Below are 25,956 nucleotides of genomic sequence, written 5' to 3'. Positions count from 1 at the left end.
ACGATAACTAACTGTTTTTATTTTTATCTAAAACTTTCAGCAATCTCTGGGTCCATCTCATCTTCTAAAACGCTATGTTCTTGATCCAGTGTCTTAATCTTTGCCATGTCTTCAGCATCAATCTCAAAGTCAAAGACATCGAAGTTTTCAGCTAATCTTGCTTTATGAACAGATTTTGGAATTACAACATAATTTCTTTGTAAGAACCATCTAATCATCACTTGAGCTGTAGTCTTACCATGCTTTTGCGCAATTTCTGCTAAAACAGGATTGGTAAAAATATGCTCAGCACCTTCCGCAAATGGGGCCCATGCTTCAGGCTGTACACCTTCTTTTTCCATATATGCCTGTGATTTCCACTCTTGATTCCAGACATTTGTTTCAATTTGATTTACCGCTGGCTTCACATTATTGAAGGTAATTAAATCAGCTAACCGTTCATTCCAAAAACTGCTAACACCGATTGCACGAATGCGGCCTTCTTTGTATAAACGTTCCATTGCCCGCCACGTGCCATAATAATCGTTATAAGGCTTATGAATTAGATACAGATCAAGATAATCTAACTGCAATTTCTTCATCGTCTCATCAAAAGCCTTGAGCGTTGCATCATAGCCGTAATCGTCGACCCAGACCTTGGAAGTGACGAAAATATCTTCTCGAGGGACATTACTGTGCTTAATTGCATCCCCCACAGCTTGTTCATTGCCGTAAATTTGCGCAGTATCGACTAGACGGTAGCCGACTTCAAGTCCATCTTCTACGACTTGCTGCGTTTGAGCTAGATCATTAATTTGATAAACGCCAAAGCCAAGGCGCGGCATTTTTACGCCACTGTTTAAAGTTACATATTTTTCCATGATGTTATTCCTTATTAAGAAAAAAGAGTAAAACCACAACGGCTTCACTCCTCCATTATTTTTCAACTTTTGCCTGATAAAAGCCGAAGCTCATCTGACGCAAGGTATCAATGAAGCTTTCCTTATCCAGCTTCTTCCCTGTCGTTAGCGCCTCAAATTCTCCATCAGGATCTTTCAACTTTTGATCCGTTCTATGGAAACCATTCCGCTCATAGAACTTAAGTCGGCTAACTCGCTGTTTATAATTCTTCGCCTTTGAAGTTACTGGCTCAATATCAATCACAATTTGCTTATCTGGAAAACGATCTTCAAGCATGGTCAAAATCTTGGAACCATAGCCTTGGCCGCGCAATTCTTCATTGATTGCCAAGTAGGTCAAATAAACCGTCTTATCGTTTTCGGCATAATAAGTAATGCCGCAGAACTGATCTCCATTGTAAATTGCGTGAAACTTAACATTACGGTGTAGTGACATCGCTAAAAGAGAAAACATTGAGAATCTTTCCCATGCAGGAAAGGCCTTCATGTATAAATCTTTTGCGTCACGGTATGCTTTTGTGCCCCATCGGGCGGGTTTCGAGTCTAAAATAATATCCTTCTTTTCTAATTAAAATCACTATTAAAACTCAATACCATAATAATAACAGAAAAACTGCCGCATGACGCGACAGTTGCTCTGTTTTTCACAATATTTTATTGTCTAAATCAACTTATACTTCTTCATCAATTCTTCAACATAAGTGCCCTTAACCTTCTTGAGCATCCCCTTAATTACCAACTTCTCAGGCATTGGTAAATCAAGGTCTTCAAGCTTCTTTTGATCGTTCAAGTAGTACATCGCATTCATCAACATTCTGACATCAAATGCAGAAGCAAATACTTCAGGTACGCCACGATCAATATCAAGCAATGTATAGACAGCTTCCATCGCAGTTCTAACTGAATATTCAGTAGTAAAGACGGTGTCTCTTGGTGTTTCTGCAAAGTTACCGATGAAGGCTAAGTTCTTTGAATGATCTGGAACTACCTTCGGTCTGTCGCCTAATGCTCTTGGCATAAAATATGAAGTAATATATGGCATGTGTGCTGGAATAGTAGTTGCAGCTGCAGCCATTTCAGGAATTCTTTCTTCAGGAACACCCATGTGGTAAAGCCATTCTTCACACAATTCAATGCCATTACAGTCAGGCATGGTCTTTTCTACATAATTACCCTTAGTGTCTGAGAACAAACCATAAAGCCAAACAATCAATTCATTTGGCTTTTGTGCCTTAAAGTGTGGTTGACGACTAATTGAGTAACCTAATAACCAGTTAGAATCCTTAATCGTAGTTGGTCCACTAGTAACAATTGAACCACTGTGTGGATCCTTCTTATTAACTGCTTCAATAAATGGCACAATATCATCATTCTTAAAGGTAATTGTAGCTGACATTCTCCAGTTAGCCTTTGGAATATCCTTGCAGAAGACCTCTGGATGACCAAAGTCTTCATCTTGAGCAGCCAAGTTCTTCCATAATTGCCAGCTAGCACCTAATTCATGCTCTGCTGGAGCTGGGTGGAAGTTATCACCATAAGTAGTGCTTTCAGTGATAGAACCGTTAGTGACAAAGACAAGATCGTTTTCAGTTAAATCAATTGTCTTTCTTTCACCTTTTTCAGTTAAAACAATTTGCTTGGCAACTTTTTTACCATCTGAACGGTTAACAAAGATGTTATCTACTACAGTGTCGTAATGGAATTGTACGCCATGTCCTTTCAAATATTTAACCATTGGCAGAATTAATGATTCATATTGGTTATACTTAGTAAAGCGAAGTGATGATAAATTCTTCAATGTGGCAACGTGTTGAACGAAACGCATCAAGTAGCGACGCATTTCCATTGCACTTGCCCATGGTTCAAAGGCAAACATAGTTGACCAGTAAAGCCAGAAGTTGGATTGGAAGAATTCTTTGGTAAAGACTTCGTTAATCTTCTTATTTTGCAAATCTTTTTCAGGTGTTAAGCAAAGGTCGATGATTTCCTTTACTGCCTTAGGTGTTAACAATAGTTGACCGTCAGTTGGTAAAGCTTCGCCGCGATTGATGATGACACGGGTTTTAGCATAGCTTGGATCTTTTCTATTCAAGCGATAGAATTCATCCAAAATTGATTCGCCTTCATGTTCGGTTGAAGGAATTGATCTGAATAAGTCCCATAAGCATTCAAAGTGTGGCTCCATTTCACGACCACCACGGATGATATAACTTTCTTTTTCTTTATTGTAAATACCATCCATTGAACCACCAGGAAGGGCTAATTCTTCAAAAATGTGAATTCTATTGCCCTTCATTTGTCCATCACGAATCAAGAATACAGCGCTGGCAAGAGCAGCTAATCCTGATCCAACAATATATGCTGATTTTTGATCAACGTCTTTTGGCTTTTCAGCCTTTACAAATGCTTCATAATTACCATTGCTATAATGCATAATTTACACTTCTTTCAAATAATCGTTACACCTGTAACTATTTACAGCTATAATAATAATGTAAGCGATATCGTTTGTCAAATTAAAACTAATCAAAGGATGATTTTTTATGAATATGAAAAGTCTGCACACGCAGCAACAGATAGAAGAAGCCTTATTTTCTTTATTACAAAAAAAGCCTTACGCCGAAATTTCCATTGCAGAAATTACGCGTAAAGCTCATGTTTCTCGTACTTCTTTTTATCGTAACTATAGTCAAAAAAATGACGTACTAACGCTATTTTTAGCTAATCAATATAAAAAATTTATTGTTGATATTAATGAACATAAATTAAAGACATTGACCAAACAGCTAATTGTTTATCTGACATTTTTTAAAGAAAATCCTAAAGTCATGAAAATCTTGTTAGACGCTGGTTTTGAAGGCAGTCTATTAAACTTTCAAACTCGCTATTTGAAAAAACTGCTTGGTGTCTACCACCCAGACTTAAATTTACCAGATTATGCAGTCGCCTACCAATCAGGCGGAATTTATATGCTCTTAATTTGGTGGGTTAAGCAGGATTATCAAACTCCACTCGAAGATTTAATTAATTATGCGGAAAAACACATTATGCTTTAATGTCTTATTATTGCAATTTCTTGCGCTTTTTGCCAAAGTTAAAGTAGAAATTCAGCACAAAGGCAATGATTAACAAAATTAACGATACCAACATAATTTCTTTGATTCCGGCATGGAAAATAGTTCTCATAGTTGGTACTAAATTCTGCGGCAATAATTTTGCACTTTTGGCGTCACTCAATTTATTCATCATGGCCATCGTAATACCTTTATGCGTATGAACTCCACTTGCTAAGTTCAAGTTCATAATTACGCCGTACACAGCTGCCATCACAGTTTGTGCCAAAATTCTAATCAAATATGACGTTGAAGTAGCTGTAGCCATATTCTTTAATCCAGCATCTAGCTGCACTTTTAACTGCATAGCAACGAAGATAAAGCCAACACCAATTCCTGAAAACGCACCAATAAACGTCAATATCTGTACTGGCGTATGAATATCAGCCAAAAACAAACCGACGGACGAAATCATCATCGCAATGATTCCAATTAAAGCCAATTTAAATGTTGTCATATGTTCTTGAATAGCCGCTACGCTTTGGGAAGCAATGATTTCTACGATTGAGTTAGGAATCAGAGTCATCCCACCTAAAAGTGCGGATAAACCGAGTAATGCTTGAGCCCACATCGGCATATAAGTATTAACAGCAATAAATGCACCCCAAGTGAAGGCAAATAAAAGAAAATCACCGTCTAAATCTTTATTTTTAAATAAGGATACCGGAATGATTGGATTAGCCGCATGATTCTCACGAATAAAGAAGAGAACAATAAACACTAGACTAACAATAATCAAGCTAATGACAATCCAGTTAGCTGTTAACCCAACTAGTTGAACGCCCATTAAGAATAAAAGCAATCCAATAACTAATAATCCGGCACCAGGAATATCGAAGACTGGTGTTTTTTCTGGTGTAACAGGCTTGTAGTAAACAAGACAGATGATTAATGCTATCAAACCGATTGGAATATTAATATAGAAAACCCAGTGCCATGAAAAGGCATCGATTAACCAACCACCAACCAATGGTCCTAAAATAGCAGCTCCATTCCAGCTTGCTGTTAAGTAGCCTAATACCTTAGTTCTGGTTTTAATATTTTTAAAAACATAACCGGCAATGATATAAGGAAGAGACCCCATACCACCAGCACCGATCCCCATGATGAATCTAGAGCATAAGAAAAAGATAATATTAGGTGCCATACCTTGTAAAGCAGAACCTAAAACAAACAAAATCAGTGAAATTTCAAAGGCCTTTTTATTAGTGATTTTCTCGCCTATCTTAGTCCAAATCGGAATTGAAATAGACATCCCTAATAAGAAAATAGCAACAATCCATCCCATAAACTGAATTCCATGCAAAGCTGCAACAATCGCTGGAATTGCGGTATTAATAATCGTCCCATCAAGTCCTGACATCACATTACCTAACATCAAGGCAATGGTGACCATCGTAATTTGTTTTTTATTCATTCAAATTTCCCCTTTAAAAAACAAAAACTCCTATTATCAACGATAATAAGAGTAAAAAAATATGGAGGATACAGGGCTCGAACCTGTGACCTCCTGCTTGTAAGGCAGATGCTCTCCCAGCTGAGCTAATCCTCCATTATGGGGCGGAATGTGGGATTCGAACCCACGCATGCTGGATCCACAAACCAGTGTGTTAACCCCTTCACCAATTCCGCCATAAAACGGTCCATGTGGGATTTGAACCCACGATCTCCTCCGTGACAGGGAGGCGAGATAAACCACTGCTCCAATGGACCAATCAGAGGAGGATGTGGGATTTGAACCCACGCGCGGCAGAACCGCCTAACGGTTTTCAAAACCGTCCCCTTAAGCCACTTGGGTAATCCTCCATAGCCGAACAGATACTATTATACTAAAGTGAGATAAAAGCGCAAGTGTTTTTTGCAAAAAAATAGATATTGATCAAATTGACCAATATCTATTTTTAATCTATCTTCTTTTAATCATGCAAATTCTTTTGATATAGCAAGTACTTATATTCTTTTCCAGCAATTTCTACAAATTTTTCAGTTGCATTATTAATCCAACCAAAATGTTCAAAAAATTGTCGTGCATTTTCGTCTCCATCAATGCACCATAGATAGATCTTGCCATACCCCATCTTTTTTAATTCGTTTTCGGCAGCATTAAGTAGAGTTTTCCCAATATTAAATCCTTGAAAATTAGGTTCAACATAAAGAGCCATTAATTCACCGCATCCGAGCATGCGCGTATCACGAGGACGACCATAACTTACGGCTGCACGAATTTGATTATCATCATCAACAAAAATCAAGTTGTGACGACCACTCTCATTTAATCGTTTAACCCAAGCATTTTCAGGAATATTATCTAAAAATACATCTGGCAATATATTTTTATATGTATCTTGCCAACACTTTTGAAAAAGTTGACTTGTTTCTTTTGCCTCATCTTCAAAAATTAGTGGTTTAATAATCATTTTTTACTTCTTTGTAAGAACAGTTACGGCTTCAACATGTGGAGTCTGTGGGAACATATCAACAGGATCAATACGCTTAAATTCATAACCCTTTTCTTGGAACAATTGCAAATCACGTACCAAAGTGGCAGGATTACATGAAATATAAACGACTTTCTTAGGTCCTGTCTTAACAGTTGCATTAATAAATTCAGGAGTTAATCCCTTTCTTGGCGGATCAACAAATACTACATCGGTTTTAAGACCACTCTTAGCCCAACGTGGCATAATTTCTTCCGCCTTACCCAAATAATACTTAGCATTAGTAATATCATTAAGCTTAGCATTATCCTTAGCATCTTTAATCGCATCCCGAACTACTTCAATGCCTCGAACTGCTTTAACATGCTTAGCAACACTTAACCCAATAGTTCCAATACCTGAGTAAGCATCAATTACAACATCATCTGGTTTTAAATCAGCCTGTTTGATTGCCAAATTGTACAAACGAGGTGTTTGCAAAGAATTAATTTGGAAGAAACTTTGAGGTGAAATTCTAAACTTCAAATCTCCAATTTGATCAGTAATTTGATCATTACCGAATACCAAGTAATCCTTTTGTCCCAAAATCACGTTTGTCTTCTTAGGATTATAATTTAAAATCAAACCAGAAACGCCTGGAATTTGGCTAACTTCTGCAGCAACATTTGGTAATTGCATGAAATCTTTGTGCAAGCAAACTAAAATTACCATCATTTCGCCAGTAGATTTGCTACGACGAACTTCTAAGTAACGCACTTCGCCCTTATTATTAATTTCATCATAAGCGGGCACTTTATATTTACGCAAAATATCTCTTACGGCTACTAAAACTCGATCAATTTCGGGATCAGTAGTAAAGAAATTAGTCAAAGGCACTAAATCATGCGAATGACGTCTAAAGAAGCCAATTTCAAGTTTGCCATTTACTTCACGCACAGGAACTTGCGCCTTATTACGGTAACCAACTTCTTCAGGACTAGCTAAAGTTTCCCCAACTTCAATATTTTCTAAATGTGCCTTTTTAAGCAGGTTAACTACTTGATTACGCTTAAAAGCAAGCTGCTTATCATATTTAATATGCGCAAGTGAAGCTAAACCAGTTTGAACGCCCCGATTTAATTCAACTTTTACTCGATCAGGGCTTTCTTTTTTAATTTTTTCAATTTTTGCAAAAGCAAAATTCTTCTTAACTTTTAAAATTTTTGCACTAACTATTTCTCCTGGAAGTGCATTCGTTACGAATACCGTCATTCCATTGTAATGAGCAACGCCCATTGCTTCGTATGAAAGATCAGTGATTTCTAAATCTATAACTTGATTCTTTTCCATAAACACTCAGCCTTTTTTAATAAACCATTTAATTCTTTTCTATTATAATACTCGATTTAAAATTACTACAAAATTATTTTATCTAAAAGTATTGACAGATTTTTTTAATCTTGCTATCATATTTTTCAACAATCAACGACAAAGTAGCTGCTTCGTTAAGCGTTCAGAGATCTGGTGGTTAGTGCGAACCAGTCAGGCGAAGTTAGACAAATTACATCGTGATTAAATATTGTTCGGATAACTTTTCAGAACCGTTACCATCTGATAGAGATTCAAACTCTTATGCTTGAAAGAGTGGGTGGTACCACGGCTATCGTCGTCCCGTTGACTATTTAGTCAACGGGATTTTTTTTTGGAGGAATAAAAATGAAAAAGCAAAAAGTCTCCTTTACGGAATCAATTATTATCCTCATAGCTTTATTGGCTATTTTAGGTATTTCAGTAATCAAGTTCGGTTTATCGCCAGAAGTACCCGTTTTATTCACGGTTCTTTTGCTCACATTCTGGGCAAGACTTCGCGGCTTTACCTGGACAGATGTCCAAGATGGTATTAAAGAAGGTATTGGCGTAGCCATCATCCCTATCTTTATTTTTATTTTAATTGGTGCCTTAATTGGTCTTTGGATTAAAGCGGGTATTATCCCTTCCATCATGGTATTGGGTTTCCATTTAATTAGTGGTAGTTTCTTTGTTCCATCTGTTTTTGTAGTCTGTGCAATCGTTGGGGTAGCCATTGGTAGTGGTTTTACTACTATCTCTACAGTTGGGATTGCCCTCTTCGGTATTGGTGCCAGCATGAATGCAAATCCAGCTTTAGTTGCCGGTGCTATCATCTCAGGTGCCGTATTTGGCGATAAAATGTCTCCATTATCAGATTCAACTAATTTGTCATCTGCAGTGGCTGAAAGTGAATTATTCGCCCACATCAAGAACATGATGTGGTCAACTATCCCATCATTTGTTGTTTCCTTAATTCTGTTCTGGATTCTTGGTAACAGCGGTCAAATGGATCTAACTAAGATTGAACGTACTTCTCACGTTTTACAAACTAACTTCTCTATTTCTTGGTGGGCAATCGTTCCAATCGTTTTGATGCTCCTTTGCGCTTGGCGTAAGGTTCCAGCTATCCCTACTCTTTTCATCAACATTGCAGCAACTGTCATCATGATTTTTGCCCAAAATCCTCACGAATCAGTGCAATCATTAAATAATTTAATCATGAATGGTTTTGTTGCCAAAACTAGTGATGCTTCTGTTAACGCCTTGCTTACTCGTGGTGGTATTTCTAGCATGATGGCTACTGTTGCCCTAATCATCTCTACTCTTTCATTAGGGGGGATGTTAATGAAATTCAGCGTAGTTCAAAGCGCAATGGAACCACTTGTTAAGCATTTGAGAAAGCCAGGTCGTTTAATTACTGTTACTATTCTTTCAGGTATCTGCATTAACTTGTTTGTTGGTGAACAATACTTATCAGTAATTTTGCCAGGTCGAGCATTTAAACCTGCTTTTGATAGAATTAAGCTTTCACCACTTGCACTTAGCCGTGTACTTGAAGATGGTGGTAGTGTTATCAACTACTTAATTCCATGGGGCGTTGCCGGTTCATTTGCTGCCGCTACCTTGGGCGTTCCAGTTTTACAATTCTTACCATTTGCATTCTTTAGTTTACTTTCACCGGTATTCTCAATCATCAGCGGATTTACTGGTATCGGTTTAAAGTGGGCTAAAGACAAAAAATAAACTTTAAAATTAAAAGAGTGCCTGAGCACTCTTTTTTAGTTATTCATATTTTCCATTCTAATTTGGGCTTTCTTATGCTCTTCACTTTCACGATATGGTTCATACACAATATCAGTGATCACAATTTCTGCACCATTCTTTTCAAAAACAAGCGCTTGATCTAGCTCGGCGTTCACCATTTTGCTTTTTTGATTATTTCGCTTAAATTTCAAATCATCTAATTCGCGATCAATAAATGTTTTTTGTGATCCCGTTAATTGCTGATATTTCTCCCACGCATTTTTAGTAAAACTTAAAACTAAACCTTTTTTCTCTGCCTGCTCTGGACGACTACTACGTTCACCGCGTACTTCATTATCTGAATATTTTTTATCCATAAAATCACTTCCTTAATTTAACTATACGGTAAAAGAACACACTACAAAACTTATTTGCTCTAGCTATAACAATCATAAGAAAACCTTAAAAACTAGCTCTATAAACGGCAATACTACACTTTTTTTCTAAATACGTTAAAATATATAAGACAACTAAATAAAAGAAAGAGTGACATACAATATGGATAACTTTTCAAATCCTGGACGTCGTGAAATTCATGACGTTGCAGAAGTTAACGGTTTTCTTTCAAAAATGTATGGCTACATGGGACTATCTGTTTTAGTTTCAGCTATTGCCGCATTTTTGACCATGACTGTCTTTAGATCAGCAGTGATGCAAATGCCACCTGCAATGATGTGGATTATTCTTTTTGTTCCAATTGGTTTATCATTGGGCATCAATTTTAAAGCTACTAGAAATCCTGTTGCTGGCTTTGTAATGTTAATGATCTTAGCCGTAATCTATGGCTTTGAATTTGCACTTCTAGCTGGCTTCTACACCCAAGCTCAAATCGGTACAGCATTTGTATCATCTGCAGCTGTATTCGGTGCAATGGCTATCTTTGGTACATTCACTAAGAAGAACTTAAACAACATGGGTTCTTACTTAGGAGCTGCCTTAATCGGTTTAATAGTTGCGATGGTCGTTAACATTTTCTTGCGCAATTCCGTTGCAAGTTTCGTCTTTTCAATCATTGGTGTAGTGATCTTCACTGGGTTAACTGCTTATGATGCACAAAAGATGAAGGCAATTTACAACAACTATGGCAGTCAAGTTTCAACCAATGGTTTAGCTGTACTTGGTGCATTGCAACTTTACTTAGATTTCGTGAACATCTTCTTGTTCTTGCTTCAAATTTTTGGCATGGGCGGAGATCGCGACTAATATCAATAAAAAGAGATGCAGAAAATCTGCATCTCTTTTTTTATCTAAACCCTCTACTATTAATGGGCATTAAGAATGAAATAAACGGAATAAGAATATATAGAAACATAGCCACTCTAGGTAAAATCAATGATAATAGAATCAAAAATATTGTCAAAACAAGAACCAGAATAATTCTATGTACCGAAGTTTTTACCATCATAATGTTCATTACCTGCGGGCTTCGCATCAATGGCTTGGCACCGAAATATTGCACAAACACTTTTAAAATTTGAGCAATGAAATACACAATTCCAAAATTTGTCACCGCAAAGGCGGAATCTCGCATCATGATCCACTTAGTCATCACAGGTAAAAGTGATAAGTAGCCAACAAACAAAAATCACAAATAGCGGTAATTTTATCAGGTTTAAAGATGAAATAAGAAAAAGCTAAATGCAAATCATACCAAAAATCCGCAATAATAAAGAAAGCTATAATGAAAATCACGATATTTCCTAAAAATTCTAAATATTGGCTTGTTTTAAAAGCGGGCTGTATTTGCAAAACAATAATCGTAATAATGATTGCAATTACTGCATCATTAAAAGTTTCAACATGTTCTCGCAATCTTTCAGGCTCTTTTTGCTGCGCCTGACGCACTTTCTCCCTTGCTTCTTTTAATTCTTCCTTCTGAACCTTCGATAATGTCGACTATCGAACACTTTATGCAGTTTAAACATTTTTCACCTAAAAATGGAGCTTAGCGCAATTAGCTAAGCTCCATTTATTTTTATAATTTTAACTTTTATTTACCAACGTAAAATTCAATGCGTTGTTGTAAATTATCAAATTCTACTGGGCAATAACCACCAATTTCACCATCAAGGTTAACTGGCAAATCTTGTCCTGCACTCTTACCGATCAGCTCGGCCTTTAAGCTACGCGTCTTGGTATAAATAATATTAGGATCATCAACGTGTTTACCATTCAAGGCTAAAGCCATCAGCTTCATCATGCTGACAGGGTCAGAGGGCTTAACCACAATTAATTGGAATAAGCCATCACTAAGTTGTGCATCTGGCATAACTTGTTCAAAGCCACCAATTGAATTGGTCATTCCAAGTAAGAACATGGAGAGCTTGCCTTCATATACGCCATCATCGTAAGTCAAGCGCATTTCATTCTCTGTCAAGCGAGGCAACATTTCTGCACCCTTGATTAAGTATGCAGCATACCCTAAAGCTGATTTAACTTCAGATGGCACACCATACGTTAATTCTGTTAAAGAACCGCTGGCAGCAATATTTACAAAATATTGAGTTTGATTGCCAAAAACTGCTTTACCGATATCCATTTTCCGTGTTTTATTTTTCAGAATAACTTTCGCTGCATCTGGAATATTATCACGTGGAATGGCTAATGCACGTGCATAATCATTAGTAGTACCAGCAGGAATAATTGCCATCTTAGGTCTATGCTCTAAAAATGCAATTCCGTTAACTACCTCATTGATCGTACCGTCTCCACCAGCAGCTACAATCAGGTCAAAACCTTCTTTTGCAGCACGCGTAGCTTCATTGCGAGCACTATTTTGTTCAGGTGTAGTTCTAAACGCACTAGCTTCATAGCCAGCTTGCTCTAACACATCTAAAATATCGGCCACGTTTTTGGGCATCTGCTCGTGACCGGATACAGGATTATAAATTAATCTTGCTTTACTAGTCATAATTACTACCTTAACGTTCTAAAAATTAGCGACTTTGCAATTCTTGGTTAAGCAACTTGTTAACCATCTTAGGGTTAGCCTTACCACGAGTTTGCTTCATGATTTGACCAACTAAGAAGCCGATTGCACGGTCCTTACCATTCTTAAAGTCTTCAACTGATTGTGGGTTATCGTCAACAACCTTCTTAACCATTGGAGCTAAGACTGAAGTATCCGACAATTGAACCATACCGTTGTCTTCAACGTACTTCTTAGGATCAGTACCGTTAGCAATAGTTTCAGCAAAGACCTTCTTAGCGATCTTAGATGAAATAGTACCATCTTTGATCAACTTGATCATTTCTGCTAAGTGTTCTGGAGTAAGCTTAATGTCATTCAAGCTTACACGGTGATCGTTCAAGTAACCATTTACTTGAGTGTTCATCCAGTTAGCAGCAAGTGTTGGATCGGCACCAGCTTCGACTGCAGCATCGAAGAAGTCTGAGCTTTCCTTAGTTTGAAGCAAAACATTTGCATCGTATGGCTTCAAACCAAACTTGTTAACATAGTCATCGTAACGATCAAATGGGCTCTTTGGAAGTTCCTTAGCAATTTGATCGATCCATTCTTGGCTAATGTGATCAGGAGCAATATCTGGTTCTGGGAAGTAACGGTAATCTGATGCGCCTTCCTTAACACGTTCCAAAACAGTCTTACCAGTTGCTTCATCGAAACGACGGGTTGAAAGTTGGATGTGACCACCAGCAAGAAGAACTTGTTCTTGACGCTTTTCTTCGTATGCAAGTGAACGACGAACGTGATCAAATGAGTTCAAGTTCTTCATTTCGATCTTGGTACCAAGTTCCTTTTGTCCAGCTGGACGAATAGAAATGTTGGTATCAACACGCATTGAACCTTCTTCCATCTTAACGTCAGAAGCACCAGTAAATTGAACAATCTTACGTAACTTTTCAAGGTAAGCGTAAGCTTCTTCTGGGTCTTCCATATCAGGTTCAGAAACAACTTCAAGAAGTGGAACACCTTGACGGTTTAAGTCAACGTATGAGAAGCCGTTAGTTCCGTGAGTGTTCTTACCGGCATCTTCTTCGATGTGCATTTCATGAATACCGATTCTCTTCTTCTTACCACGAACTTCTACTTCAATGTAACCATCACGAGCAAGTGGTTGGAAGAATTGAGTAATCTGATAAGCCTTTGGGTTATCAGGATAGAAGTAGTTCTTACGGTCAAAGTGAGTAGTTGGCAAAATGTGAGCATGAGTTGCAATGGCAACCATAATACCTAAACGGTATACGTTCTTGTTAACCATTGGCAAGGTACCAGGCATAGCCCAGTCAATAACATTCGTCTCCGTGTTTTGTTCAGCACCGTAAGTTACTGGTGAAGGAGAGAAAATCTTACTCTTTGTCTTTAATTCGAAGTGGACTTCAAGTCCGATAGTCGATTTAAAATTCATTCAATTAATCCTCCATTCCAGTTGGTGTTTTTTCATAAAACTTATTTGTGCGTTCAATAAAGTCAGCAGTCTTGAAGACATTACCTTCATCAAAACGCTTAGCCATAACTTGTAAGCCGACAGGCATACCATCAACTAAACCAGCTGGAACACTAGCTGCAGGAATACCTGCTAAGTTTGCAGAAATAGTCAAAATATCGTTGTTGTACATCTTGATTGGGTCAGAAACTTCTTCACCAATACCAAATGCAGGTTCAGTAGTAGTTGGTCCAACGATTACGTCGTTTTCAGCAAAGATCTTGTCAAAGTCGTCGCAAATCAAAGTTCTAACCTTAGCAGCTTGTCTGAAGAATCTGTCGTATGAACCAGCTGAAAGTGCGAATGAACCAAGCATGATACGACGCTTAACTTCTGCACCAAAACCTTCAGAACGTGACTTAACGTAAACGTCAAGCAAGTTCTTAGTGTCTTCTGCACGATAACCGTAACGAATACCATCGTATCTTTGCAAGTTTGATGAAGCTTCACTTGAAGCAATGATGTAGTAGTCAGGAACAACGTACTTAGTATGTGGTAATGATACTTCATTGATAATTGCGCCAGCATCCTTTAAAGCATCGATCTGCTTTTGGATAACTTCACGCATCTTACCGTCAACTGCTTCCATGTATTCCTTAGGAACAGCTACGCGAAGGCCCTTAACGTCTTGACCAATAAACTTAGTAAAGTCAGGAACTTCACGAGTTGAAACAGTTGAATCGTGTTCATCGCCACCTGCAATTACATTAAGTACTTCTGCTGAATCCTTAACGCGCTTAGTCATTACACCAATTTGATCAAGTGAAGAACCAAATGCGATAAGACCCCAACGAGATACACGGCCATAAGTTGGCTTAATACCAAAAATACCATTGAATGCAGCTGGTTGACGAATTGAACCACCAGTATCTGAACCAAGAGCTGCTACAACTTGACCACCAGCAACTGCTGCTGCAGAACCACCGGATGAACCACCAGGAACCTTATCTAAGTTCCATGGGTTATGGGTTGCACCATAGTATGAGTGTTCAGTTGAAGAACCCATAGCAAATTCATCCATGTTGGTCTTACCAACAAAGGTTGCTCCAGCCTTCTTAAGCTTAGAAACAACTGTTGCATCATACATTGGCATGTAATTGTACAACATATGACTTGCTGCAGTAGTCTTAATACCATTAGTAATAATGTTGTCCTTAATGGCAATTGGAATACCTGCTAATTTACTCTTTGAAAAATCAAGGTTTTCTGCAGGCTTTGCATCATCTACTACAGTAATCCAAGCATTTAACTTCTTATCTGTGTCTTTAATGTTTGCCACAGTATCTTGAGCCAACTTATCTGCTGACAAGTCACCGCTGGCAAGCTTTTTATTTAATGAATCAATATTTTCGTTTAAGTAATTCATTACTCGTCCTCATCCTTATTAATAATTACAGGAACCTTAATGTAGCCGTTAGCCTTTTCAGGAACATTAGCCATTAATGTTTCTCTGTTTTGTCCTTGCCAGTGTTCAGGTTTATCTTCTCTAAATACAGTATCACGATCAACAACTTGCACAGTTTCTTCAACGCCTTCAGTATCAACTTCACTAAGTTGATCTGCCATGTTGATAATTGATCCCATTTGATCTGTAAATTTATCTAATTCCTCTTCATTAAACGCAAGTCGCGAAAGAGTCGCAACGTGTTTAATGGTATCTTTTGTGATTTCCACGCAAATACCTCCTATTCGCCGCCATATACATGGACTTGATAATCACTGTCGCCGGTTTCCTTAGCAATTAATGCTTGCACATCATCAACCGATCCAATTTTAATTTCAATTGGAACATTATTAGACAGATATTTCTTTGCCGATGACAAAACTAAACGAGTAAAACTCTGAATTTGCTCATAACCATAAAATTGTGTGGTAATTGAAATATTTTCTTGAGCAAGCTTGCCATTATCATAACGCAAAGTTGCTGTTACTCCACTAATATTAGGGAAGTAATTTTGAATAGCTGCCTTAAAATCATTAAAGTGAGATGCATCATCACTATTAATTGCTTTTTCATTACCAGTTGTCGGTAAAACTTGCATTTTTTCCGACACGGATTTCCATTTAGTTATTTTACTACTATTAGCGGTCGCTGTCCCGTAAGCAAAGTAAGTTCCGCCAACTAATGAATCTTTTTCTGTCTTTGAGAACAATCCAATGGTAATTGGAATATTCTTCAAAGCCTTCTTCTTACGCAAACGAGCTACAATTTCATTAGCAATTTTTTCACCTTGAGCCTTTTGTTCAGCTCTTGAAATTTCAGTCTTAAATTCTGCACCATCACGCTTTTTTTGGTAATAGTCGACAGAATTCATTGCTAAACCTAAGCTCATTCCACCAAGTTGATACTTTGAACCTGAACCAGTTAAATAGTCTTGCTCTACAATTTCTTCCAAATAAATTGGATTACGAGTATCAGGACCATTTTTACCATTATCAGCTGGATTCAAGCCCTTTGGATTGCTCTTAGACTTTCTAATCAGCCAATCTGTTACTGTTGAAGTATCTAAGTATTGTCCTTCTTGGAACACATATTGGTTAGGTGAAAATTGATTTTTAGAAATCTGGATTAGGCCACGCTCTAATTCACGCGTATCAACTGAATTATCATTATCAGTTGCGGTTAAACCAGCAATTGGACTAATTACATAGCGACCATTTTTCATTAAAACGGTGTAGCCATTTTTACCTGTATTGGTTGTTTGATAACTTTTCTTTTTAGCTGTTGAAGTAGTAGTGGCATTATTTGCTAAACTTGAATCTTTTAATTTACCACAACCACTCAGAGTGAGCATTGCCCCAGCTAAAGCTATAATCTGCAAATATTTTTTCACAATAATTGTCCTTTATTCAATTTGTGCGATTGCCTCTTCTTCAGTCAGAAGTGGTACTCCCAGTTGCTCAGCTTTATTATACTTAGATCCAGCATCTTTTCCATAAATTACGTAATCAGTTTTACGCGATACAGATCCTGTGACCTTAGCACCTAAAGCCTGCAATTTCTTGGTAAATTCACTTCTTGTATAATGCTCTAATTTACCTGTTAAAACAACGGTTTTATCTTTAAATGGATTATCTGGTGCTGCTTCTGGTTCATCTGCACCTAAGTAGTCCATATTAAGTCCGCTTTCTCTTAATTCTTCAATTAATTTTTGTGCTTCAGGTTGAGCAAAATATGTTGTCATTGATTCTGCAATCGTCATGCCTATTGTATCGATTGAAGCAATATCTTGCACCCCTAGTGACATAATCTTTGCTAGATTTTTAAACTTTTGCGCAATTAAGCGAGCTGCCTTAGCTCCAACATGGTCAATTCCTAAACCAGTAATCAATAATTCAACAGAATTATTTTTGGAATTATTAATTGCCGTTAACAAATTATTGATGGATTTTTCTTTAAAGTGATCAAGTTGGGCAAGATCTTCATTTGTTAAATGATAAAGATCAGCTACATTATGCACTAAGTCCTTAGCAATCAATTGCTTAACAATTTTAGGACCTAAACCTGCAATATTCATGGCAGGACGAGAAGCAAAGTGAGTAATGCCTTCTTCCACTTGAGCTGGACAAGATGGATTAATGCAACGCAAGGCTACTTCATCTTCTAAGTGGACTAATTTTTGCCCGCAGGACGGACAAGTAGTAGGAATTTCATAAGGCACAGAATCTGCTGGTCTCTTTGATAAAACCACTTCAGAAATCTCAGGGATAATATCGCCGGCTTTATGAAGCTTAACGGTATCACCAATCCGAACGCCTTTTTCATTCAAATAATCTGGATTGTGCAGTGAAGCTCTTGCAACGGTTGTACCTGCCAGTTGGACAGGATTCATGACTGCCGTTGGCGTTACAACACCGGTTCGGCCAACTGTCCAAACGATATCACGCACGATCGTTTCTTGCTCTTCTGGTGGGAACTTATAAGCAATCTCCCAGCGTGGCACCTTCACGGTATTTCCTAATTGCTGTTCAAGACTTAAATCATCAACTTTTAGAACAATTCCATCAATACCATATGTTAGACTATTACGCTTAGCCGTGTATTCGTCGATAAAATTAAACACTTCATCAAGGTTAGCTAATTTGCGACCTGTTTCATTAGTATGAAAACCTAATTCATGCATGCGTTCAATCGCTTGGTGCTGACTGGTAATCTCGCGCGGTGGATTAACCCATGTATAAATAAAAGTACTTAGTTGACGTTTCTTAGTAACCTTAGGATCAAGCTGACGAAGTGAGCCAGCAGCCGCATTACGTGGATTTGCAAAAACGCTCAAGCCTTCTTCTTCACGCTCTTGGTTTAACTTGGCAAAAGCTTCTTTTCCCATATAACATTCGCCGCGAACCTCAGTAGTTAAAGGTTCTGGTAAAACTTGAGGAATATCCGCAATATAACGTGCATTAGCCGTTACATCTTCACCAACATAACCATTGCCTCGAGTCGATGCACGAACCAATTTACCATCTTGATATTCAAGTGATAAAGATAAGCCATCGATCTTTAATTCGACATTATATTCCACGGGGTGACCAACCAGCTTTTGCATTCGTTGGTCAAATTCCTTAAGTTCTTCCTTAGAAAAAACATCCCCCATTGAAAGCATAGGAATTGGATGGTTAACCTTTGTAAAATCACTATCGATTTCTCCACCTACACGCTGAGTGATTGAATCAGGCGTAACAATTTCAGGGAAAGCTTTTTCTAATTCAAGCAAACGGTTGTAATTTTGATCATAAACATTGTCTTCAACTTCAGGCGCATCTTTAGAGTAATACGCATCGGCCCATTCATCTAGCTGGGTTCTAAGAGAAGCTGCTTCTTTTTTAGCTTCATCAAGAGTAATCTTAGCCATTTTTACCTCCTGATTAAAAATCCTTTTATTTTTATCTTTATTATACCTTCTTAATAGGCGCAAAAGCTGCTAGAAGACGCTTAATTCCTTTATCTGGGAAGGCAATATCTAATTCCATATCTTCCCCTGTGCCATTGACTTTGGTTACAACACCGCGGCCCCAAGCTTTATGTTCAACTTGATCGCCAACACTCCAGCCTTTCTTTTCGGCACCTACAGCACCAGAAGCCTTTTTAGCAGTATAAACTTGGGCACGAGCTCGTTCAGCTTTACGCGCAAATGGTGCAGGTTGTGATTGAAAATTAGATTTAATAAAGCTACTTTGAAGTTGATTGCTTTCTTCTTTTTGCAAATCTTTAGGATCAATTTCATCCAAAAATCTTGAAGGTGGATTATTTTGCATACGACCGTACATCATCCGTGAATATGCATTAGTCAAATAAAGTTCCTTCTTAGCTCTAGTAATTCCTACATAAGCTAAACGGCGCTCTTCTTCAAGTTCATTATCATCCATCATTGCTCGCTGCAATGGGAACAACCCATCTTCCATGCCGACCAAGAAAACAACTGGGAATTCTAGACCTTTAGCAGCATGCAAAGTCATTAAAGCAACTTGATTATCATCTTCATCTAAATCATCCTGATCACTCAATAATGAAACTTCTGCCAAGAAGTCACTCAACGGATTTGATTCATCTTCATCGGGTTCATAATGATCATCAAAACGCTTAGTAACTGATAAGAATTCATCCAAGTTCTCTAATCTAGTTTCAGCTTCAATAGTATTTTCCGCTCTTAAAGCATCAGTATATTCAAAGTCAGACAAGATCTTTTCAGTTAAACCAGTTACGCCATGCGTTTGTGCATAAGCTATTGCATCCCTCAATTTTGTGCCAAAATCGCTTAACTTTTTAGCAGCTCTGGTATTAATTGGACTTTCTGCCACATGATCCATGGCATCCAAGGCATTATAGTGATTTTCATCCGCAAATGCCAACAACTTATCCACAGTCGCTGCACCAATACCACGCTTAGGCACATTGATAATACGATTCATGCTCATTGTATCCGCAGGATTTGCGACCAACTTCAAGTAAGCCATAATGTCCTTAATTTCTTTACGGTCGTAGAATTTGTGACCTCCCACGATTTGATAAGGAATATTTGATTTAACAAAAGCTTCTTCGACTGTACGTGATTGGGCGTTAGTTCGATAAAGAATGGCAAAATCTTTGTAAGTGCGTTTTTTAGCTTCTACTTCTTCCTTAATTTTCGAAATAATGTAGTGGGATTCATCATCACCACTTTGAGCTTGATAATAAGTAACCTTGGCACCCTCGCCTTGATCAGTCCATAAATTCTTTGCCTTACGGTTCTGATTATTTTTAATCACTGAGTTTGCGGCTGATAAGATATGACCAGTTGAACGGTAATTCTGTTCTAGCTTAACAGTTCTAACTCCATCAGTTTTGTAATCTTGCTCAAAATTCATGATGTTTTCCATGTTAGCACCACGCCAGCCATAGATTGACTGATCAGCATCCCCAACTACACAAATATTTTTATATTGTGCAGCTAATGCATGACAGAGTTCATACTGAGCTTGGTTAGTATCCTGATATTCATCTACCAAAATGTAACGGAACTTATTTTGATAATAATGAAGAGTATCTGGATCTTTTTTAAATAAAACCAAAGTCTGCATAATCAAATCGTCAAAGTCCATAATTTGATCACGGCGCAGTCTTCTTTGATATTCTTCATATACCTTAGCTGCCATTTTATCAAAAGGTGAACTAGCACTTGCAGCAAAAGCCTTAGGATCAAGCAAGTCGTTCTTTCCATTAGAAATAGCAGACAAAATTCCACGTGGATCGTACATCTTAGGATTAATGTTCAAATCCTTTTCAATATGTTTTACCAAAGTCAATTGTTCTGCAGAATCCGCAATAGAAAAGTTATGACTATAGCCAATCTTATCAGCGTCTCTACGCAAAATTCGAACACAAAGGGCGTGGAAAGTCGACATCCAAATATTTTGAGCGGCTGGCCCTAGCAATTTTTGTTCACGCTCACGCATTTCATTAGCCGCCTTATTGGTGAAGGTAATGGCTAAAATATTCCATGGTGCAACTTGATTTTCTTCAACTAAGTAGGCTATTCGTCTAGTTAAAACAGAAGTTTTACCAGAACCTGCCCCAGCAACGACCAACAGTGGTCCTTCTGTAGTTTCAACCGCTTTTTTCTGTTGCGGATTCAAACCGGCTAAGATAGATTTTTCGCTCATTATTGTCCCCTTCACAAAAAATAAATTTACTAATGCAACTCGAATATTATACCAAAAAAAGCAGCATTCATTTTGCTGCTTTACTTTTACTTATCATATTTTTCCAAATCAAATTGTTCAATCAAATTAATCAATTTATCCGCATAATCAGGATCGGTAGCGTAGCCATCAGTAACCAAAGCCTTCGCCTGAGTCTTATAGTCTTTAGAAGCTAAGACATGCTTATATTGTTGATGATTCCAAGTCGTTCCATTTTGGAATAGACGCGCATGGGCTCTAATCGATGCCTCATATGAATCATAAATTTGAAAGCGTGCCTTAACAGTGATCCACTTGCCCTTAACATATTCCTTAGTTGTCATCACCGCAGAAGTATTAGGATTAGTTCCCTTCACTCCAAATAAATTATTATATTTTTGTGATAAATCGCTTTGCCCGTAATTACTTTCAAGACAAGCTTGGGCAACAGTAATACTTGGTAATAAATCGTATGATTTATCTACTTCACGGGCAATCGGCCCAATCTTTTTAATAAATGCTTTCTTTTGCCGTAATAATTTTGCGGCTTCTTGTTCACGCTGCAGTTGTGCTTGTCTAATTTGTTCAGATTGAATTGCATATCTTCTGTAGTAATGAAAACCTACATATGCCACTAACAAAATAAACAAAATGATAAACACACGTACAACGGTCTTTACGCTTTTAGGTATCCTTGACTTACGCTTTTTTGCCATAATACTTATTTCCTTTAATTCATTAAGTAAAGTATAACCTATTTTTGTGTAAAAAAAAGAAGTCGCTCACTGCGACTTCTTAATTGGTGCGGGCGAGAAGACTCGAACTTCCACGATCTAAAGCGATCACAAGATCCTTAGTCTTGCGCGTCTGCCATTCCGCCACGCCCGCGGCACATCAACTATAATAGACTAAATCTAAGAGATGTGCAAGGGAAAATTGAAAATAATTTAAATTTATTTATTAGAAACTTTAAAATTTTGCTCTAAACGCAGCTGCCTCTTGCATTTACCGCATCTATACCTTCTAGTATTAATTCGGCGCATACGCGGATAATGCAAGCCGCAATTTTCACAGACATAAATATAATTAAATTTTTTACGCCGACGCAAGCCTATATCGGGTGCATAGCGACTGCCACCTACTTTTTGGAGCAAAATTTTAAAATCACGATCGCGATGATGATAACCACGATGCAATAAATGCAAGTGATAGTGACACAATTCATGCTTAATAATGCCTACCAAATATTCATGATATTGTGGCGCTAAAAAATGCGCATTAATTTCAATATGATGATCATCAAGGTGGTAACGTCCACCTGTTGTCGTCATTCGGCGATTGATTTTTATCTGATGCAAAAATGGTCTATTAAAACATTGCAGAGAAATTTGCTCTATTAAATTTTGTAATTCTACCGAATCCATTTAGCATATCGCCCAGCCTGTTTTGGAGTATTGATATGACGTTTTAAATCCGTTACGATCTTATGCTTAAAAGAATGCTTGCCGTTCATCCAAGTCCCTGTAAAAAGATGGATAGACTTGGAATCTTTGGAAGGATTGCACAATACGCCGTCTGGATAAACATGAATGCCCTCTTTAAGCATTTGTTCTTTATTACCAATTTTTAGACCATATTTATCTATCAAGATGTCAGTAACCGAAATGCTGTTGACTCCTGCCATTTGATTATGAGAATCGAATTCAAAACTGCGATCTTGATAATAATCTAAAATATCTTGCATGAAGGGATGCTTTTTCTCTGCACCAAAAATTGCGGCTGAGAGATAATCTTTGTTCTCAAAGCCAATAAAAGCCTGATCTTTTAACAAAGGAGTTAGATCATCAATTACGCGCACATCGGTATCCAAATAAATACCACCCTGCTCATAAATTGCCCGTGCACGAATATAGTCAGAAACAAAGGCCCATTTTTTAGCCTGATAGGCCTGCTCAATATATTTATTTTCATGCATGTCAAAATTATCTTCATTCCATTCAATGAATTGATAAGCAGGCAGATTTTTCTTCCAGGTCGCAATACATTCTTTAATTATTTTTGACTTAGGATTATGACCTACCCAAACATAATGAATTATTTTTGGTATCATTTTTAACCTCGTTTAAAGAAATTCTTGAGCAGTTTAACAATATCTTCGTTAAAGTCCAACTTAAACAGGAACATCAAGCCCAAATAAATTACGAGCATGATAATTGATTTAACTGCCATATTGAAAAATGCAGATGAAATAAAGTTAGGCATCAGCATCCCTGCAGCTAAGGTAATCAAAGCAATTGCAATATATTTAGGCACATCATGAAAGACATATGTAAATTGATAGCCATCGCGTACTACCCACAGTCTAAGTATCAACACAACAAATTCAGTAATTAAAATGGCGATCATTGCTCCCATCGCACCATATGGACGGTCTAGCACGTAACTTAAAACAATTTCTAAAATCGCTCCAATTACGACCGGAAAAGCATAATCACGGTCCCGACTATTAGCCAGAGCAAACTGATTAGCAAAAACCCCACCGGTTGGAATCATGATAATGGTTAAGGTAAACCAAAACATCAACGGTGTCATTGGAATATATTGATTTCCGAAAAAGAATGGCACGAATTGTTTAGTATTAGCCATAATGATTACTGCAAATAATGTCCCCAACATTACCGTGGCTTCTAGGGACTTCTTCATCACTACCTTTTGTGCTTCTTTTCCTTCACTGGCCATCTTCGGCATGATAACAAGCGAAATACTAGTGATTACGCCTAAGATCATGTTTGAGATTCTTTGCGAATTATCATAAAAAGAAACCTGGGTTGAACTTGAAAAAAGCCCCAAAATTGGTTTATCTAACGATGTATAAATTTGGGTCGCAATCTGCGGAATCATTAGCGTACCAATCGCAATTGCCGTCTTTTTGAACTTATAAAAATGAGCGACTGGCTTGCCTACATAACGGTGAATGTCAAACCAAAAGACAAAGGACCCAAGCATAGTCGAAACCGACATGATTAACAAATACTTCCACAAGTCTGCTGGTGATTTTACCCATAATAAGATCAATACAACGCTGACTAGTTTTACACAAGTATTTTTCAAAACAACTCGGCCGAAGTCGGCTAACCCTTGGAAGAACCATGAGATATCCACTTGTGCAGAAATCAAATATGGCACCATTAATAATAGATAAAACCAATATTGAATATGGAATACTGTAGTAATAAAAACAGTAAAAGCAATAGTAATAATCCCAGCAATCCCCTGGAAATACCATAATCCCCAAAATGCTTTAGTTAAATCTTCAGGTGTACCATACGTCCGTGTTTTTGAAATCGTCCGCATCCCCACATAAGAAACTGACAAAATACAAAAGATCATCAAAAATTGGACTGTGTTATTAACACTACTGTAGATTCCATAAGTTTTTGGCCCTAATACCCTTGAAAGATAGGGTACTGTAATCAGCGGTACTAAAACGATAAAGATCTGATAAACCGCATTATATAAGATATTTAAAAATGTTTTACGCAATACCTTAACCTCGATATTCTTGAGTCATATATTCAAAGACATTTTGACAGTATGAATCACCCTTAGCCTCACTGGTTAAATGCAGCCAGTAAAGACGCCGATTGACAATTTGTTGATTATCAAGATGATCCAAATTATTGATTAATTCCGCTTCTGAATTAACGCAAATACCCGGTGTAATTTCATCATACGGACTAAGCAGAAGTCCACGCGTCTTTTTATATTGCTGTAAGAAGTTAGTGACAAAGACAATCGGTTTATTAAGATGCAGATAATCGAAATAAATCGATGAAAAATCGGTCATCAAGAAATCGGTATCGCCCAAGAGTTCATACAAATCATAATTGTGGTCAAATAAGTAATCATTGTTTAAAAAGGCAATGTTGGAATAATTACTCTTGAAGTTAGCGAATAAGCGCATTTCGTAGGGATGCAATTTCACAATTAAGTATTGATGTCGCTTAGCTAATTCGGCGTTTAATTTTTCCCCATCGAAGTCTTCAAATGCAAAAAAGTTACCTTCTTTGATTTTATCCATAATCGTCTTATCTTCTAACTCATACCTAAACGTAGGCATGTAAATCCCGATCTGTGCTTCTGAATCAGTAGTGTTAAACAAATCTTTTAATAATTGCTTTTTGCTAATAACAGGCTTATCTAGTAGATCTAGACGAGGAAAGCCTAACTTATGGTACTTTTCAGTTTCGATCGCCATACAGGCGCTCATGAGTGTCTCATACAAATCTGAACTTGAAGCGACGATATCTGCATTCTTATGCCACAATTTTTCATTACGCTTATTATCACGATAGCGAGTATTGTTTGCCATGATCCCCATCCGCTTAAGTGGAACACCGTGCCAAAGCTGAACGTTAATTTGATGCTTGCGTACTTTAAATGGTTGGTGCGTTGTAATGACGTAACGCGCCGCACCGATCTTTTGCCAGGCTTCCCATTTCAAGTGAGATGATGGCCATGGTTCAATCAAGCTGACGTTATATTCGGGATGATTAAGCAATAGCCATTTATAAAAGGCATAGCCATTTGAACCTGACCGACCTGAGCCATTTAAGATAACGATATTATTATTTTCCATCGTCGTAAAATGCGCTCTAAATTTCATCAATGCTAAATATAGGCGGAATAAAAAACTTTTCATCTGATAACTTCCTCAAAATAATCTGATTTAAGCATACAAAAAAAGCCTGAGTTTACTCAAGCTTTTTTC

The 25,956-nt window shown here is 37.5% G+C and carries 22 protein-coding genes, 5 tRNA genes and 1 pseudogene; 3 read left to right on the top strand and 25 right to left on the bottom strand.

Annotated features, from left to right (window positions below; translation table 11 throughout):
- Positions 1-23: 23 nt before the first annotated feature.
- The 3 genes from CP368_RS01895 to CP368_RS01885 form a co-directional block, all read right to left on the bottom strand.
- Positions 24-860: an aldo/keto reductase gene (locus CP368_RS01895; RefSeq protein ID WP_098045700.1), complete on the bottom strand. Its 837-nt coding sequence runs from the start codon at positions 858-860 to the stop codon at positions 24-26.
- Between the two features lie 55 nt (positions 861-915).
- Positions 916-1,449 (bottom strand): GNAT family N-acetyltransferase, encoded by a 534-nt coding sequence (locus CP368_RS01890; RefSeq protein ID WP_255404982.1) that lies wholly within the window; start codon positions 1,447-1,449, stop codon positions 916-918.
- Positions 1,450-1,560: 111 nt separating this feature from the next.
- Positions 1,561-3,333 (bottom strand): oleate hydratase, encoded by a 1,773-nt coding sequence (locus CP368_RS01885; RefSeq protein WP_098045699.1) that lies wholly within the window; start codon positions 3,331-3,333, stop codon positions 1,561-1,563.
- Positions 3,334-3,442: 109 nt separating this feature from the next.
- Between CP368_RS01885 and CP368_RS01880 the strand changes: the two genes are divergently transcribed.
- Positions 3,443-3,955 carry a TetR/AcrR family transcriptional regulator gene (locus CP368_RS01880; protein WP_025005418.1) on the top strand — a complete coding sequence of 171 codons (513 nt, stop codon included), beginning with the start codon at positions 3,443-3,445 and terminating at the stop codon, positions 3,953-3,955.
- A 7-nt stretch (positions 3,956-3,962) separates the two neighbouring features.
- On the opposite strand, the gene CP368_RS01875 is transcribed toward CP368_RS01880, so the two are convergent.
- The 7 genes from CP368_RS01875 to rlmD form a co-directional block, all read right to left on the bottom strand.
- Complete coding sequence (locus CP368_RS01875; RefSeq protein ID WP_087235687.1) at positions 3,963-5,429, bottom strand: MFS transporter; 1,467 nt, start codon at positions 5,427-5,429, stop codon at positions 3,963-3,965.
- 62 nt (positions 5,430-5,491) lie between these two features.
- Positions 5,492-5,564, bottom strand: a tRNA-Val gene (locus CP368_RS01870).
- Between the two features lie 4 nt (positions 5,565-5,568).
- Positions 5,569-5,644 (bottom strand) — tRNA-His (locus CP368_RS01865).
- A gap of 7 nt (positions 5,645-5,651) precedes the next feature.
- Positions 5,652-5,725: transfer RNA gene (locus tag CP368_RS01860), tRNA-Asp, on the bottom strand.
- Between the two features lie 6 nt (positions 5,726-5,731).
- Positions 5,732-5,818, bottom strand: a tRNA-Ser gene (locus CP368_RS01855).
- Positions 5,819-5,928: 110 nt separating this feature from the next.
- Positions 5,929-6,429: a GNAT family N-acetyltransferase gene (locus CP368_RS01850; RefSeq protein ID WP_025005416.1), complete on the bottom strand. Its 501-nt coding sequence runs from the start codon at positions 6,427-6,429 to the stop codon at positions 5,929-5,931.
- A 3-nt stretch (positions 6,430-6,432) separates the two neighbouring features.
- Positions 6,433-7,779: a 23S rRNA (uracil(1939)-C(5))-methyltransferase RlmD gene (gene rlmD / locus CP368_RS01845; RefSeq protein ID WP_087235689.1), complete on the bottom strand. Its 1,347-nt coding sequence runs from the start codon at positions 7,777-7,779 to the stop codon at positions 6,433-6,435.
- 366 nt (positions 7,780-8,145) lie between these two features.
- Between rlmD and nhaC the strand changes: the two genes are divergently transcribed.
- On the top strand, positions 8,146-9,522 hold the full coding sequence (gene nhaC, locus CP368_RS01840; protein WP_098045698.1) for a Na+/H+ antiporter NhaC: 1,377 nt from the start codon (positions 8,146-8,148) through the stop codon (positions 9,520-9,522).
- A gap of 35 nt (positions 9,523-9,557) precedes the next feature.
- Here the strand turns inward: nhaC and CP368_RS01835 are convergent, their stop codons facing one another.
- Entirely contained in the window at positions 9,558-9,899 is a 342-nt protein-coding gene (locus tag CP368_RS01835; RefSeq protein ID WP_087175894.1) for a hypothetical protein, read from the bottom strand.
- Positions 9,900-10,080: 181 nt separating this feature from the next.
- Here CP368_RS01835 and CP368_RS01830 point away from each other — a divergent pair, with 181 nt between their 5' ends.
- On the top strand, positions 10,081-10,785 hold the full coding sequence (locus tag CP368_RS01830; protein ID WP_025005413.1) for a Bax inhibitor-1/YccA family protein: 705 nt from the start codon (positions 10,081-10,083) through the stop codon (positions 10,783-10,785).
- A gap of 40 nt (positions 10,786-10,825) precedes the next feature.
- Here the strand turns inward: CP368_RS01830 and CP368_RS01825 are convergent.
- The 14 genes and pseudogenes from CP368_RS01825 to CP368_RS01760 all read right to left on the bottom strand — a co-directional run bounded on the left by CP368_RS01825 (position 10,826) and on the right by CP368_RS01760 (position 25,887).
- Positions 10,826-11,427 (bottom strand): annotated as a pseudogene (locus CP368_RS01825) (TMEM175 family protein).
- A 145-nt stretch (positions 11,428-11,572) separates the two neighbouring features.
- Positions 11,573-12,493, bottom strand: a complete 921-nt coding sequence (locus CP368_RS01820; protein WP_098036668.1) for a diacylglycerol kinase family lipid kinase — start codon at positions 12,491-12,493, stop codon at positions 11,573-11,575.
- Between the two features lie 25 nt (positions 12,494-12,518).
- Entirely contained in the window at positions 12,519-13,949 is a 1,431-nt protein-coding gene (gene gatB / locus CP368_RS01815; RefSeq protein ID WP_098045697.1) for an Asp-tRNA(Asn)/Glu-tRNA(Gln) amidotransferase subunit GatB, read from the bottom strand.
- Between the two features lie 4 nt (positions 13,950-13,953).
- Positions 13,954-15,393: an Asp-tRNA(Asn)/Glu-tRNA(Gln) amidotransferase subunit GatA gene (gene gatA / locus CP368_RS01810; protein ID WP_098045696.1), complete on the bottom strand. Its 1,440-nt coding sequence runs from the start codon at positions 15,391-15,393 to the stop codon at positions 13,954-13,956.
- Positions 15,393-15,701: an Asp-tRNA(Asn)/Glu-tRNA(Gln) amidotransferase subunit GatC gene (gatC, locus tag CP368_RS01805; protein ID WP_025005411.1), complete on the bottom strand. Its 309-nt coding sequence runs from the start codon at positions 15,699-15,701 to the stop codon at positions 15,393-15,395. Before gatC ends, gatA begins: the two co-directional genes overlap by 1 nt.
- An 11-nt stretch (positions 15,702-15,712) precedes the next feature.
- Entirely contained in the window at positions 15,713-16,861 is a 1,149-nt protein-coding gene (locus tag CP368_RS01800; protein WP_098043719.1) for a CamS family sex pheromone protein, read from the bottom strand.
- A 12-nt stretch (positions 16,862-16,873) separates the two neighbouring features.
- Positions 16,874-18,880, bottom strand: a complete 2,007-nt coding sequence (ligA, locus tag CP368_RS01795) for an NAD-dependent DNA ligase LigA (RefSeq protein ID WP_098043718.1) — start codon at positions 18,878-18,880, stop codon at positions 16,874-16,876.
- A gap of 40 nt (positions 18,881-18,920) precedes the next feature.
- Complete coding sequence (gene pcrA, locus CP368_RS01790) at positions 18,921-21,167, bottom strand: DNA helicase PcrA (RefSeq protein ID WP_098043717.1); 2,247 nt, start codon at positions 21,165-21,167, stop codon at positions 18,921-18,923.
- An 86-nt stretch (positions 21,168-21,253) separates the two neighbouring features.
- Positions 21,254-21,901 carry a glycoside hydrolase family 73 protein gene (locus CP368_RS01785; protein WP_025005407.1) on the bottom strand — a complete coding sequence of 216 codons (648 nt, stop codon included), beginning with the start codon at positions 21,899-21,901 and terminating at the stop codon, positions 21,254-21,256.
- 84 nt (positions 21,902-21,985) lie between these two features.
- Positions 21,986-22,073, bottom strand: a tRNA-Leu gene (locus CP368_RS01780).
- Positions 22,074-22,138: 65 nt separating this feature from the next.
- A complete protein-coding gene (locus CP368_RS01775) occupies positions 22,139-22,609 on the bottom strand; it encodes a SprT family protein (RefSeq protein ID WP_087235693.1) in 471 nt (156 codons plus the stop codon).
- Positions 22,597-23,295, bottom strand: a complete 699-nt coding sequence (locus tag CP368_RS01770; protein WP_025005405.1) for a glycosyltransferase family 32 protein — start codon at positions 23,293-23,295, stop codon at positions 22,597-22,599. Before CP368_RS01770 ends, CP368_RS01775 begins: the two co-directional genes overlap by 13 nt.
- A 2-nt stretch (positions 23,296-23,297) precedes the next feature.
- Positions 23,298-24,728, bottom strand: coding sequence for an oligosaccharide flippase family protein (locus CP368_RS01765; protein WP_087363290.1), 1,431 nt, complete (start codon positions 24,726-24,728; stop codon positions 23,298-23,300).
- A 4-nt stretch (positions 24,729-24,732) separates the two neighbouring features.
- Positions 24,733-25,887, bottom strand: a complete 1,155-nt coding sequence (locus CP368_RS01760; RefSeq protein ID WP_098045695.1) for a CDP-glycerol glycerophosphotransferase family protein — start codon at positions 25,885-25,887, stop codon at positions 24,733-24,735.
- Between the last annotated feature and the right edge of the window lie 69 nt (positions 25,888-25,956).

Origin of the sequence: Lactobacillus sp. UMNPBX17 (genome assembly GCF_002553735.1) — a bacterium.
GTDB classification, from domain to species: Bacteria; Bacillota; Bacilli; order Lactobacillales; family Lactobacillaceae; genus Lactobacillus; species Lactobacillus gallinarum.
This window is presented reverse-complemented; position numbering and strand designations above follow the sequence as displayed.

Coding starts and splice junctions, on each gene's coding strand:
- gatB (WP_098045697.1), bottom strand. CDS start 13,949: ATGAATTTTAAATCGACTATCGGACTTGAAGTCCACTTCGAATTAAAG.
- gatA (WP_098045696.1), bottom strand. CDS start 15,393: ATGAATTACTTAAACGAAAATATTGATTCATTAAATAAAAAGCTTGCC.
- CP368_RS01850 (WP_025005416.1), bottom strand. CDS start 6,429: ATGATTATTAAACCACTAATTTTTGAAGATGAGGCAAAAGAAACAAGT.
- pcrA (WP_098043717.1), bottom strand. CDS start 21,167: ATGAGCGAAAAATCTATCTTAGCCGGTTTGAATCCGCAACAGAAAAAA.
- CP368_RS01895 (WP_098045700.1), bottom strand. CDS start 860: ATGGAAAAATATGTAACTTTAAACAGTGGCGTAAAAATGCCGCGCCTT.
- CP368_RS01880 (WP_025005418.1), top strand. CDS start 3,443: ATGAATATGAAAAGTCTGCACACGCAGCAACAGATAGAAGAAGCCTTA.
- CP368_RS01830 (WP_025005413.1), top strand. CDS start 10,081: ATGGATAACTTTTCAAATCCTGGACGTCGTGAAATTCATGACGTTGCA.
- rlmD (WP_087235689.1), bottom strand. CDS start 7,779: ATGGAAAAGAATCAAGTTATAGATTTAGAAATCACTGATCTTTCATAC.
- CP368_RS01785 (WP_025005407.1), bottom strand. CDS start 21,901: ATGGCAAAAAAGCGTAAGTCAAGGATACCTAAAAGCGTAAAGACCGTT.
- CP368_RS01770 (WP_025005405.1), bottom strand. CDS start 23,295: ATGATACCAAAAATAATTCATTATGTTTGGGTAGGTCATAATCCTAAG.
- ligA (WP_098043718.1), bottom strand. CDS start 18,880: ATGGCTAAGATTACTCTTGATGAAGCTAAAAAAGAAGCAGCTTCTCTT.
- CP368_RS01760 (WP_098045695.1), bottom strand. CDS start 25,887: ATGAAAAGTTTTTTATTCCGCCTATATTTAGCATTGATGAAATTTAGA.
- CP368_RS01775 (WP_087235693.1), bottom strand. CDS start 22,609: ATGGATTCGGTAGAATTACAAAATTTAATAGAGCAAATTTCTCTGCAA.
- nhaC (WP_098045698.1), top strand. CDS start 8,146: ATGAAAAAGCAAAAAGTCTCCTTTACGGAATCAATTATTATCCTCATA.
- CP368_RS01820 (WP_098036668.1), bottom strand. CDS start 12,493: ATGACTAGTAAAGCAAGATTAATTTATAATCCTGTATCCGGTCACGAG.
- CP368_RS01835 (WP_087175894.1), bottom strand. CDS start 9,899: ATGGATAAAAAATATTCAGATAATGAAGTACGCGGTGAACGTAGTAGT.
- CP368_RS01885 (WP_098045699.1), bottom strand. CDS start 3,333: ATGCATTATAGCAATGGTAATTATGAAGCATTTGTAAAGGCTGAAAAG.
- CP368_RS01875 (WP_087235687.1), bottom strand. CDS start 5,429: ATGAATAAAAAACAAATTACGATGGTCACCATTGCCTTGATGTTAGGT.